Genomic DNA, 12,847 nt, shown 5'->3' with positions numbered 1-12,847 from the left:
AGGTATGCTTTCTCGGTAGCTGTCCGAAAAAGGGGATTACAGCGGCTGATTTCGCTAAGGCATAAAAAAAACCGCAGCATGATGCGGTTAGTAATCATGAACATTTTGCAGGAGGTCCTGTGGCCTGCGGCAGATCAGCCTTGTGCCGTCGCTGTATCCCTCTTCGCGATCCTGCAGCTTTTGAATGAGAATATCACGAAGCTGTGCGATGCGTGTCTGATATTTCACATCCTGTATGGCATTGTGTGTTTCCTGCGGATCCTGACGCAGATCAAAGTATTGTTCCTCTCCGGTTTCACTGTACCAGATGAATTTATCCTGCTCTGTGACGATGTAATGATTGGAGAGCTTATCATGAAAGCTGTGCTCTCCATGCAAATAGCTTCGTACAGCTTCCGCTTCCTGTAGGATACAGCGCTTTAAGGAGCTGCCATCCACGGTTTCAGGAATCGGCAGGTTACACAGGTCCAGCAGGGTCGGCATGACGTCGCGCAGCTCTGTGATGCCGTTAACGGTATGTGGTACGATATCTGCGATATTTTTTCCGATATGCAGCAGGAACGGAATATGGATGCTTCCTTCATATGGAAAGACCTTGCGCCATAAAGAATGGTCAAACAGCATCTCTCCATGATCACTGGTAAACAAAATGATCGTATTGTCATAGCTGCCATCTTCCTTCAGCGCTGTCAGAATGCGCCCCAGCTGATGATCGACATGGGTGATTGCTGCATAATAGCCGGCCATGGCATCCTTACGCATAGCGGCATCACAGCATCCGTAAATGGAGTCTGAAATTCTGCCAGCCAAACCATTACCATTTTGGCAATCCCAGTCACCGCTTGCCGGTGAGCGCAGGTCTTTGTCCTTATACATATCAAAATATGCTTTTGGAGGGTCTAAGGGCTGATGCGGACGAACAAAGGAGGACATGAGGAAAAATGGTCTGGTGCGATCTCGTGTTTTTAAAAAGCGTATACTTTTATCAGCCACCCAGTTGGTCGGATGCAGGCGTTCCTCGTATATCCAGGGATGCGTCACCCAGGAATTGCATTCCGCACCACTTGCATTGATGTCTGCGTCTTCCCCCAGCGCATTGCGCAGCTCCTGTAAATAATCATCGCTGACGTCCTGATGCATCCAATGGGGGATATGCAGATTGCGATAACAGCGCAGATAGCCGTCATGAAGCTGCAGTCCCTGAAAACCGCAGGTGAGTCTGGGCGGATGTACATGCATCTTTCCTATGCATTGTGTCTGATAGCCGTTGTTTGAAAATTCCTCCGCCATGTAATGCTGATAGCGCCATTCCACCTCATCAAGATAGCCGACACGTCCATGTCGTTCCTGGCTTCTGCCTGTCATAAGGGCAGCGCGGGCAGGGATACAGCTTGGCGTGGCGGAATAAGCATGAGAGAAAAAGACGCCGTCCGCTGCCAGGGAATCTAAATACGGGGTTTTTACATCCGGATGATTCGCAAAGGATAAAGCATCTCCGCGAAACTGATCGCAGACGACTAATAATACGTTCATATTCTGTTTCATTTTTTCACCTTCTACCCGTTCATTATATAGGAAAGCTGAAAAAAAGAAAATGTGAAATGAGCGATCCGGCAATTATATGAAAAAACAGGACAAGAAATCTGCAGGGTGTGTGCATCAGGCAGCAGGGTGAAGCCTTGTGATCGCGGCCTGAATAAAGTCACAGAGAATAAAGCCTGCATAGATGAAGGTCAGTCCGTGAGCGTAGCTGGTGCTGAGCAGCATGGAAAATACAGGCAGCAGCTGATTCCCACTGATAAAGCTGTAATAGTATAATCCGAGAATGATGAAATTGAAAAGCTCTATCCCATAGCGAAAGCGCGGCTGTATATACTGGTAACAGCGGTACAGGAGGAACACGGAAATACCGATCAGGGTATAAATTGTGCCGAAGACGATCTGATAGTCAATGAGATCATATGTTTGTGTCATCCTGTTGTACGCCGCATGAATGGGGGATTGCATAAGCAGAAGCAGGTAAGGATATAGAAGATAATAGAGATAACTGATGTATTTCATGAAAATTCCTCCTTTCTCTATCTATAGTATAACATTTTAATAGGATGCAATCGCAAACAGAGGAAGAATTTATCAAAAGGTTCAGGCGCTATGGAGAAGGCGTATCTTTAGTTGCAGAATAACAAGGGATGTATATGCATACAACAGAGCAAGGGGAGCCCGCTTTTTCTTCTTTATTCTCATTTCCATCATAAAACAGAGGAATGCTGCATCGCTTTTCCTACATAGCGCAGAGGGAGAATACAGATTTCTAATTTATATATAATTCTTGTATTTTGGCATATTTTGGATGAAATATTTGTATTTTTCAAGAAATAGAAGAATATTGTTCTAAATGATGTTTATTTTCTTCGATTTATCTTATATAATTATGGTTGTCTGTGATTGTAAACAAATGTAAGAAATGTTATTTTTGAAAAGAATTTCAAAATCTTGCATTTTAGCGTTTGAAAAGCAATATCTATAAAAAATAGAACAATATATGCATTGCATAAAACGCTTACATTCAGTAATATTTAGGTATGGAAAACATATCCAGATGAAGGAGGAAATTCATTATGAAAAAAATGGTAGCACTTGCTTGTGTTGGGTTAATGGCCGCAAGCGTTGTTACAGGCTGCAGCAGCAAGAAGGATGACGGGTCTTCTAGCGGTGACGGCGAAAAACGTATCGTTAAATTTGATGCGTTCTCTGGAGGAAACGGTGAAGAAGTTTGGAAGGAAATGGCAGCAGCGTTTGAAAAGAAAAATCCAGATGTTAAGGTAGAGCTTCGTTTTGAAAAGGACTTACCAGCAGTTCTGAACAAAGAAAACAGCAAAGGGGAATATTCTGATATCGTCTACTACAATCTGGGACAGCAGAGTCAGTTTACAGAAACGCAGCTGAACAGCAAAAAGGTGGAAGACATCTCTGATGTATTCGCAGATGAAAACGTGAAGAAAAACATCAACCCGGATTTCGTAAACAACCCGGTATCTCAGTTCTACGGTGACGGCAAGAACTATCTGGCACCAATCATGTATACACCTGGTGGTTTATATTACAATGCAAATCTGGTTGGAGAAGGAAAGAAATATGAAATTCCTCAGACCTGGGATGATATGTTCAAGCTTGGTGACCAGCTGAAAGAAGAAGGCAAGGTTTCTCTGTTTACGTATGCAACAGCAGGATATCTGGATAACACGATCCTTTCCGTTATTCAGGAAGCCGGCGGACAGGATCTGCTGAGCAAGCTGCTGAACTACGATTCTGAAGCTTGGAAAACAAAAGAAGGTAAGACAGTTACCGATACGATCGGACGTCTTGTAAAAGATTACATGGAACCAAATACGGTTGCAAATGCTAACGTAAAAGACGGATTTACAAAGAACCAGCAGGCTGTTATCGACGGTAAGGCTCTGTTCATGCCAAACGGAAGCTGGGTAGTTGGTGAAATGGAAGCTACAACTCCAAAGGATTTCAAATGGGGCGTAAGCGCAGTGCCTGCACTGACAAAAGACGGAAAGAAAGCCATCACAACCTTTACAGAACAGTGCTGGATCCCTTCCGAAGCTAAGAACAAGGACGATGCAAAAGCATTCCTGAAATTTATCTATTCTGAAGAAGGCGCAAACATCATGCTGAAATACAACTGTGTTGTACCTGTAAACGGTATCACAGACAAGCTGACAGGCGTTAACAAAGAGCTGTATAATGTATACAATGACGAGAATGTTACTGCAGTTATCGGCGCATTTGCACCATTTGACTCTGCAGCTATCCCTGATGTAGACATGAAGAAAGTATTATGTTTCACAGCTGATGATATCAATACTGGTAAGACTACTGCTGAAAAGTGGAACAGTGAATTAGTGAAAACTTGGAAAACGATTAGTGAGCATCCAGTAAAATAAATTTGTGAGCATGATTTATTGAACTAGCAGTGAGCGAATCGCTCACTGCTTTTTAGAAAAGGAGGGTTAAGTAATGAATAAAAAGAAAGCACAGAGAAGATTTGTCTTTGCCTGTCTGGCACCGGCCGTTATTCTTGTGATTCTCTTTATGGTGATTCCTACCTTCAACGTATTCCGTTACTCTCTGTACGGGAAAACGGGAATCGTCGGCGATGCCCCGTTTGTAGGATTGAACAATTTTAAAATTTTATTTACCGATTCACGTTTTATTGAATCCATGCAGAACATGATTCTGATCATTGTGATGGTGACGCTGTTTACCGTTGTACTCGCTGTTCTGTTTGCGACCTTGCTGACCAGGGAAGAATTCAAAGGAAAAAACTTCTTCCGTGTCATCTTCTATATTCCTAATATTTTAAGTATTGTCGTTATCGCCGGTATCTTCTCGGCAATTTATGCACCTGATAATGGATTGTTAAACAGCTTCCTTGAAATGATCGGTCTTGGTATGCTGCAGAAGCAGTGGATGGGAGATTCCGGTATCATATTGTATTCCATCATCTTTGCACTGGTATGGCAGGCAATCGGCTACTATATGGTTATGTATATGGCCAGCATGTCATCGATTCCGGAAAACCTGTATGAAGCGGCTGCTCTGGAAGGGGCAGGAAAGGTAAAACAGTTCTTCATGATTACACTTCCACTCATCTGGAACAATATCCGAACGACACTGACCTTCTTCGTTATTTCCACGATCAATCTAAGCTTCATGTTCATTCAGATCAATACGAATGGAGATCTTGGAAGTGAAGTACCGCTGAACTATATGTACAACAAGGCATTTGGAGGAAATTATTCCTATGGTATGGCAATCGGTGTCATCACCTTTATCTTCTCCTTCGCCCTGTCCGGTTTACTGAACAAAATCACAGAACGTGATGTTCTGGAATTCTAGGAGGTGTGAGCTATGAATAAGAAAAAAATGTCTTCTCATGCCTGGTATAAGATATTCGTCTATGTGGCGATGATCGTATTCGCCATCAGCATCATTGTACCGGTTGCCTGGGTATTCCTGTCCAGTGTGAAATCACAGCTGGATCTGGTTGGCGATCCATGGTCCATGCCGACGCAGTTCCTCTGTAGTAACTTCGTTGATGCGATGGAAAAGGCCCGCATGGGAGAGTATTTCATCAATTCCGTATTTGTTACCGTGCTTGGTCTGATTTTCCTGCTGGTGCTGGCACTGCCTGCATCCTACGTTCTGGCAAGATATCCGTTCAAGGGTAAGAAATTCTTCAATGCCTTGTTTATGGCAGGCCTGTTTGTCAATGTAAATTATATTGTGCTGCCGATTTATCTGATGCTGTTTCAGGCAGATCAGCTGCTCGGTGTGGAGGTATTCCTGAATAATAAGGTCATGCTGGCATTAGTGAATGCGGCAACCAGTCTTCCGTTTACGATTTATCTGCTGAGCGGCTACTTCAAGACGCTGCCGAAGGCATATGAGGAAGCAGCATTGATTGATGGCTGCGGTTATTTCAAGACAATGACGAAGATTATGATTCCAATGGCCAGACCGAGTATCATTACCGTTATTCTGTTCCAGTTCCTGGCGTTCTGGAATGAGTATATCATGGCATTTACCCTGATGGATAAGGATAATGCGACACTGGCTGTCGGGTTGAAATTCCTGATGGCAGATCAGCGCTCGCAGGCGAATTACGGTGTCATGTATGCCGGTCTTGTTATCGTTATGGTACCAACTTTGATTCTGTACATCTGTGTACAGAAGAAACTGACCCAGGGTATGAGCCTTGGAGGTCTGAAAGATTAGGAGTTACACGACTATGAAAAAAACATTCGGCAGAGTAACATTGCCTGGAGAAAGCAATTTTCTGGAAGAAACAAAGGATTTGCTGGAGCGCTGGGGTGCGGATGCGATTCGTGACAGCGACGGCACAAAGCTTGATGAAGGAATCCGAAATCTGGATGCGAAGATATATACCACATATTTCGTAGCCAGAGGGCATAATGAATTCGCTGAACAGCACATGGAGGAATGCCAGCAGATTTATCTGATGAGTGCATATACGCTGGCAACCGAAGCTGATGTCTGTATTGCATTTGCGGAAGAATACTTCGATCAGCAGGTCACACCGGATTATGACCATGATCCCAAGCAATGGTGGGAGGTTATCGACCGTACCAGCGGGGCTGTGATTGCCGCAGATGACTGGGAGCTGGATCAAATGCAGCATACGGTTATCGTGCATCATGCACAGCCGTTCCACGAATATACGGTCAGCTTTCTGGCATATATTCTCTGGGATCCGACACAGATGTACAATCATATCACCAATGACTGGGGCGATAAGCCTCATGAAATACCGTTTGATGTACGCAAGCCGTACAGCAGCAGCTATGTTGTGGAATATTTGAAGCACTGGCTGCAGGAGGAAGAAAATAAGCGCTGTGATATTGTACGCTTCACAACGTTCTTCTATCACTTCACGCTGATTTTCAATAAATATGCGAAGGAAAAATTTGTAGACTGGTGCGGCTATGGTGCCAGTGTATCTACGGAAGCGATACTGGCGTTTGAACAGGAGAAGGGCTATCGCCTGCGCCCGGAGGTTTTTGTACAAAACGGCTATTATAATTCCACGTTCTGTGTTCCGACAAAGGAATATCAGGAGTATATTGATTTTACCCAACGGTTTGTAAGTGCCAAGGCAAAGGAACTGGTGGATCTGGTACATGAAGCGGGTAAAGAAGCAATGATGTTTCTCGGTGATAACTGGATTGGTACCGAGCCGTATGGAAAATACTTTCCTTCCATCGGACTGGATGCCGTGGTGGGCAGTGTCGGCGGCGGTGCAACCCTTCGCCTGATTTCCGATATTCCCGGCGTAAGGTATCACGAAGGACGATTCCTTCCCTATTTCTTCCCGGACACGTTCCATGAAGGAAATGATCCGGTGATTGAAGCAGTGGATAACTGGCTGAGTGCCAGACGTGCCATCATGCGTAAGCCGATTGACCGCATTGGCTATGGCGGCTATCCAAGCCTTGCCTATAAGTTTCCGAAATTTGTCGAATACATTGAAAAGGTATGCGAGGAATTCCGTCAGATTTATGATATTGTACATGATCAGACACCGTATTGTGGGCTGAAGGTGGCAATCCTGAATCACTGGGGTGCGCTGCGCAGCTGGCATGCCTACATGGTGGCGCATGGTTTGTACTGCAAACAGATTTACTCCTATAACGGTATGCTGGAATCTTTGAGCGGAGCCAGCGTCGATGTTGTCTTTATCAGCTTTGATGAGCTGCTGGAGCATGGCATACCTGCGGATATCGATGTTATCATCAATGCAGGAGATGCGCATACGGCATTCTCCGGCGGGGATATATGGAAAAACGAAGCACTGGTAAGTATGCTGCGTGCATGGGTCTACAATGGACATGGTCTGGTAGGAATCGGAGAGCCGACGGCCTGTGAGCATGGCGGACGTTTCTTCCAGATGGCAGATGCGTTCGGTGTGGATAAGGAGCTTGGCTTCACATTGCATACAGATAAATATTTCCATACACCGATAGACAATCACTTCATAACCGAGGATGTTGTGGAGCCGCTGAATTTCGGAGAAGGTATGAAAAATATCTATGCGCTGTATGAGGATACGGAAATCATCGCGTATAACGATGGGGAAGTAAACATGGCGGCTCATGCGTATGGAAAAGGACGCTGTGTATATATCGCAGGACTTCCATACAGCACGCAGAATACCAGAATCTTGCTGCGTTCCCTCTATTATGCGGCAAACAAAGAGGAAGCATTCAAGAAATGGTATGCGGATAACCTGTATTGTGAGGTACATGCGTATCCGCAGTCCAAGCAGTATGCAATTTTGAATAATACAAATGAAATCCAGGAAACCGGTGTGTATGACGGAGAAGGAAACTGTGTTCATGCGACACTGCAGCCTGGGGAAATACGATGGATGGTGATGAAATAATGGAAACCAATATTGTGAAGAATATCATCATGGCAGTTCTGTTCTTTGTGTTCCTTGGCATGATCGTCATCGGACAGAAAACCGTTGGTTTGGGAAATCTGGGATTGGAGATTGCCGGACTGGCCGGACTGCTCGCAGAGCTGTATGTATACAATCGAAAGTACAAATAAGAAGGAGGAAGTAAAATGGCAGATTTATCATTAAGACATATAGATAAGATCTATGATAATAATGTACAGGCCGTTTTTGATTTCAATCTGGAAATCAAGGATAAGGAGTTCATTGTATTCGTAGGTCCGTCCGGATGTGGAAAATCAACAACTCTGCGTATGATTGCAGGACTGGAGGATATCTCCGCCGGAGAATTTTATATCGATGACAAACTGATGAATGATGTAGAACCAAAGGATCGTGACATTGCCATGGTCTTCCAGTCCTACGCATTGTATCCGCATATGAGTGTTTATGATAATATGGCGTTTGGTTTGAAGCTGAAAAAGACACCAAAGGAAGAAATCGACAAGCGTGTACGGGAAGCTGCCCGTATACTGGAAATTGAAGACTATCTGGATCGTAAGCCGAAAGCATTATCCGGCGGTCAGCGTCAGCGTGTTGCGCTGGGGCGTGCAATCGTTCGTAATGCGAAGGTATTTCTGATGGATGAACCACTGTCCAATCTGGATGCCAAGCTGCGTGTACAGATGAGAAGTGAAATCATCAAGCTGCATGAGCGCATCAATGCGACAACGATTTATGTAACCCATGATCAGACTGAGGCGATGACCATGGCGGATCGTATTGTTGTGATGAAGGCTGGTTATATTCAGCAGATCGGTACACCGAAGGAGATTTACAACAATCCAAAGAATATGTTTGTTGCAGGATTCCTGGGCGCACCGGCAACCAATTTCCTGCAGGGAACCTATCAGGGAAATGCGTTTATCTGCAATGATCAGCGCATCGAAATGCCGGATATGTTCCACGAGGCTATGAAGCCGTATGATGGCAAAGAGGTTGTCATGGGTATCCGTCCGGAGGATCTGCATGGTGAAGGAATTGTTGCGGACACCTATCCTACTTCGCATTTCATGTTTGATGTTGAGGTCAGCGAGCTGCTCGGTCATGAATTTATCCTGCACGGACGCTTTGGAAAACAGCGTCTTGAGGCAAAGGTAGCGGCACGCATTGAAGCCAGACCACATGAGGATATTGAACTGGCTATGGATCTTAGTAAGGTTCACTTCTTCGACAAGGAAACAGAAGAAACAATTATTTAGATTCTTTCATCCCTTATGGGATGCAGGCATTCCACATGCACGCCGTGCAGTGCATTCATCCCTCCTCTTTCAGAAACGTTGTACGGCTGAGCCTCCATATCATACAGTGTCTGGCAGCCGGATATTGTATGGTATGGCGGTGTATGGGAATGTATAAAGAATAGGAAAGAAAGATGCTTTCTTTCCTTATGGAAAGGAAATCGCTGTGGATCGGTATGTCATCACAACTACCGGTCTTTTTTTCGTTTTCCACCGTTTGTGGAAAACGGTGTGGAAAAGTGGAAAACCTCTTTATAAACGATATATATCATGGTATCCTAATAGCAGGAAGGTGATGATGTGGAAAAACTCCCCCCGATCGCGAAGGTATATGAGGCATACAGTGCATTGGCGGATGCGCGTATCCTTGTTCAGGAACAGGAAGCGCATGTTGACAGCAGCGATTATGCAAAGACGTATACTGTCAGATTTCATGATGATGAGGTTTCCAGCAATGACAATGCGACGGTTTGGCAGCATTATCCAGGCTATCCTATTCTTGCAGTATGGATGAAGCTGGGGATTCTTTCTGTGAACTGGAAAATTCTACCTGCCTTTGCTGGAATCAACTGGAAAAAACGCAATACGGAGCATAAAAACCGTTATGATGAAGTCATAGAAGAATTCCTTGCGGAATGTGAAGAGCAGGGCTATGCTTGCGAGGATATACGCAGCTGTATGCAGGAAACACTGGAAGCAGTCGCTAAGCTTCCTTATACGGTGAAGGGCAATAGGGCTCCTATCATCCGAAAATGAAAACAGCAGCTACATAACTGCTGTTTTTCTTTGTGATAACTTCATGATTTGTATAGTGATGAAACAGCGGTAAATCGGATGAGATATCCAGTATTCGACATATTGAAAAAACAGCTGTTCCAGTCATCCTCCCTCATAGGAAAGAGCTGCTTCAGCCAGAAGCAAAGCAGCAGAAACAATATGACAAGAACACCGTAAAAGATTGATTATAAGTATCTCGACAAATTCATTCGGCCCCTCCTTTTCCTATTCTGTGTATAGTGTACAGTAGGTGGAAAGTCAAGCATTGTCTGCTTTTATCATGATTTTTGTCACATAGGCATCCATTGAGGAAATCGCAAATTCATTCAGACCGATTTCCCATGCAGCACCTGATAACATGATGTCATGCTGCTCTGCATAGGTACACATGGCTTCATACAGCTGCGGAATTCGCTGCCAGTCTCCTTTTATATAGCCGCATAAATAGGTTCCCTTTGGAATAACCATAGGCTCTGTGTCCGGAAGAATCGCTGTGGTGAATAAACCGTCATAGCTGTCCAGATTTCTATTCTGCACCTTATCAAGGGATAGAAAACAGCCCATATTCAAATCACGCAGCTGCTGTGCACCGAAGGCATTCATCATATGATGAAATAAAACGGCTATGGAAGCATCGCCATGAGGATAGGGTATCGTTGAAACTGTACATTCGTTTTGTTTTTCCAAGCGGATTTCCAGACTCTCTACACGTTCACAAAGGAGCAGCTGTTCCTTTCTTCTCTGTAAAGAATCCGCTATCATTCGCAGCCTTTGGATTTCCTTCTCAATTTCGGTAAGCTTGGTATCCGCAATTTTTAAAAAGCTGGCACTGCTTGGATTCCTTTCATATTCCTTGATTTCTTCAATACTCATATGGAGATCTTTCAGCATGCGGATATATTCAAACTCCATGCTTTGTCTGTAATCGTAATAGCGATATCCGTTCTCACCTTTACAGGCAGGTGAAAACAATCCTATCTCATCATAGTAATGCAGTGTCCGTTTGTTCAGACCATGCAGCTTCGCAAATTGTGCAGTTGTCATTTTCCATGGTGGCAGCTTCATACAATTCCTCCTTCAGTATCCGATCTGCAACCGTTTATATCCGGAAATAGCTTTTATTATAAAAGGCGATATTCTCTATCATCCGAATATATAGGAAATTGGTATGCTTCTTCTTGACTTTACAGTTACTGGATACTTTAAGATGATTATACACCAGAAGAAATGGAGAATAAAGGAGAAGTGAATATCATGAACAAAACTGTCAATATCCGTAGATTTTACAAGGAGGATGCACCCGCTCTGGAGGATGTGATTCGCAAAACCTGGAAGTATGATGCCTTCTGTTCTTCTGAAACAGCAGCCAGACTGGCACATGTATATTTGTATTCCTGTCTTGCGAATCAGACCTTTACTGCCGTGGCGCTCGTCGACGGGAAGCCCTGCGGTATCATTATGGCTAAACATATACAGAAGCATCGCTGTTCGGTTTCCCTAAAGCTGCACAGCCTTCTTGCGATCGTGCGTCTGCTCATAAAAAGAGAGGGCAGAGAAATCTGTTCCTTTTACGGGAAGATTCATAATGTTGATCAGGAGCTGCTAGACGGCAGCGGGAAAACCTATGGAGGAGAATTGTCATTTTTTGTCCTGAATGAAGCTGTGCGTGGTCTGGGAATCGGCAAACAGCTCTACAATGCTGCACTTACTTATATGCGCCAGGAGAATATCCAAAGCTTTTATCTGTTTACAGACATTAGCTGTAATTACGGCTTTTATGAGCACTGTGGCATGCAGCGTAGAGGAGAAATCGATATGGTTGCGAAGCTGTCCGGACAACAGGCACCGATGAAGTTTTTCCTGTATGACGTCACATGCTGAAGGAAAAGAAGATAAGAAAAGCCGTACAAAGCTGTGTGCCCTGTACGGTTTTATAGCAGTCGTCTATATAGTTTCCAATTCGATTTGCAGCTGCGTGATATATTCCTCCTGTACACGGGTCTCATGCGTATCAATGACAAAGAATTCCATGATATGGCGCCCAATGGCATATCCGTTTTCATCACAATATTTCAGCATGCTTTTTAAATGTTCATGTGCTTTATCGCGTGCACCCTGATAATATAGATTCAAATAGGTTCCAGCAGGCAGTGTGAATTCCCAGTCCTGCAGGGATTCCCCCGCAATAAAAACAGAGGAAGCGTGAATATGTTCACGATCAGATACATCCAGAAAGAATCCGGTATTAAAATTCGCAATCGTATAAATATTTTTTTCGTATTCCTTCGACAGCTTCATCAGCTGATAATCCACATCATCATGAACAGCATCCGTTGTTAAAGCCACACATTTGCGCTGAGGCAGCCGCATCAGCTCGATCGTCTCCATCTGCAGCTGCTGACACGCCTTTAGGGACGCCTTGCGATGCAGGATATCGACCTTTAGCTGGTAAAGCTCCTGAATCTTCTGATTGATGATGCGCTCCTCTTCCTCCATGAAGGACAAACTGTTGGCGATGGTTCGGTTTTCCAGATAGTCCTGAATACTTTTCATGGAAAACCCCAGATTACGAAGATCGCGAATCACATTCAGACGGTGAATGTCACTGGTGGTATACTGGCGGTAGTTATTTTTGTCCCGCATGGGATGAAGGATTCCAAGCTCCTCATAATAACGCAGTGAATCCTGCCCGATGTTATATAATTTTGAGATTTCATTGATTTTATAGTAAGTTTTCATATTTACCTCTTGACTCTGGTATTATACCAGGGTTTATGATGGA

The 12,847-nt window shown here is 44.2% G+C and carries 12 protein-coding genes; 8 read left to right on the top strand and 4 right to left on the bottom strand.

Translation table 11 applies throughout. The annotated features are described in order from the left end of the window. Window positions 1-87: 87 nt before the first annotated feature. Complete coding sequence (locus tag NE665_RS15085; protein WP_117443648.1) at window positions 88-1,545, bottom strand: arylsulfatase; 1,458 nt, start codon at window positions 1,543-1,545, stop codon at window positions 88-90. A gap of 114 nt (window positions 1,546-1,659) precedes the next feature. After that, complete coding sequence (locus NE665_RS15080) at window positions 1,660-2,061, bottom strand: hypothetical protein (protein ID WP_117443649.1); 402 nt, start codon at window positions 2,059-2,061, stop codon at window positions 1,660-1,662. A gap of 557 nt (window positions 2,062-2,618) precedes the next feature. Between NE665_RS15080 and NE665_RS15075 the strand changes: the two genes are divergently transcribed. The 7 genes from NE665_RS15075 to NE665_RS15045 all read left to right on the top strand — a co-directional run bounded on the left by NE665_RS15075 (window position 2,619) and on the right by NE665_RS15045 (window position 10,044). Beyond that, entirely contained in the window at window positions 2,619-3,953 is a 1,335-nt protein-coding gene (locus NE665_RS15075) for a carbohydrate ABC transporter substrate-binding protein (protein WP_117443650.1), read from the top strand. A gap of 73 nt (window positions 3,954-4,026) precedes the next feature. Beyond that, the gene (locus NE665_RS15070; RefSeq protein ID WP_002609468.1) at window positions 4,027-4,908 is read left to right on the top strand and encodes a sugar ABC transporter permease; all 882 of its coding nucleotides are present in this window, start codon (window positions 4,027-4,029) and stop codon (window positions 4,906-4,908) included. Window positions 4,909-4,920: 12 nt separating this feature from the next. Beyond that, window positions 4,921-5,787: a carbohydrate ABC transporter permease gene (locus NE665_RS15065; RefSeq protein WP_117443651.1), complete on the top strand. Its 867-nt coding sequence runs from the start codon at window positions 4,921-4,923 to the stop codon at window positions 5,785-5,787. 13 nt (window positions 5,788-5,800) lie between these two features. Continuing rightward, window positions 5,801-7,972 carry a 1,3-beta-galactosyl-N-acetylhexosamine phosphorylase gene (gene gnpA / locus NE665_RS15060; RefSeq protein WP_117443652.1) on the top strand — a complete coding sequence of 724 codons (2,172 nt, stop codon included), beginning with the start codon at window positions 5,801-5,803 and terminating at the stop codon, window positions 7,970-7,972. Further along, window positions 7,972-8,142, top strand: a complete 171-nt coding sequence (locus tag NE665_RS15055) for a hypothetical protein (RefSeq protein WP_002609472.1) — start codon at window positions 7,972-7,974, stop codon at window positions 8,140-8,142. The genes gnpA and NE665_RS15055 overlap by 1 nt, the downstream gene beginning before the upstream one ends. 15 nt (window positions 8,143-8,157) lie before the next feature. Next, on the top strand, window positions 8,158-9,249 hold the full coding sequence (gene ugpC / locus NE665_RS15050; RefSeq protein WP_008816868.1) for a sn-glycerol-3-phosphate ABC transporter ATP-binding protein UgpC: 1,092 nt from the start codon (window positions 8,158-8,160) through the stop codon (window positions 9,247-9,249). A gap of 339 nt (window positions 9,250-9,588) precedes the next feature. After that, entirely contained in the window at window positions 9,589-10,044 is a 456-nt protein-coding gene (locus NE665_RS15045; protein WP_117443653.1) for a hypothetical protein, read from the top strand. A gap of 279 nt (window positions 10,045-10,323) precedes the next feature. Here NE665_RS15045 and NE665_RS15040 read toward each other — a convergent pair whose 3' ends face one another. Next, window positions 10,324-11,130 carry a MerR family transcriptional regulator gene (locus NE665_RS15040; protein WP_233104722.1) on the bottom strand — a complete coding sequence of 269 codons (807 nt, stop codon included), beginning with the start codon at window positions 11,128-11,130 and terminating at the stop codon, window positions 10,324-10,326. 189 nt (window positions 11,131-11,319) lie between these two features. On the opposite strand from NE665_RS15040, the gene NE665_RS15035 reads away from it, so the two are divergent. Then, window positions 11,320-11,946, top strand: a complete 627-nt coding sequence (locus NE665_RS15035; RefSeq protein ID WP_117443655.1) for a GNAT family N-acetyltransferase — start codon at window positions 11,320-11,322, stop codon at window positions 11,944-11,946. A 63-nt stretch (window positions 11,947-12,009) separates the two neighbouring features. On the opposite strand, the gene NE665_RS15030 is transcribed toward NE665_RS15035, so the two are convergent. Further along, window positions 12,010-12,804: a MerR family transcriptional regulator gene (locus NE665_RS15030; RefSeq protein WP_117443656.1), complete on the bottom strand. Its 795-nt coding sequence runs from the start codon at window positions 12,802-12,804 to the stop codon at window positions 12,010-12,012. Between the last annotated feature and the right edge of the window lie 43 nt (window positions 12,805-12,847).

It is taken from the genome of Clostridium sp. DFI.1.208 (genome assembly GCF_024463855.1).
In the GTDB taxonomy this organism is placed as follows: domain Bacteria; phylum Bacillota_I; class Bacilli_A; order Erysipelotrichales; family Erysipelotrichaceae; genus Clostridium_AQ.
The sequence above is the reverse complement of the archived record's forward strand: the minus strand, read 5'-3'. Positions and strand labels throughout refer to the sequence as shown.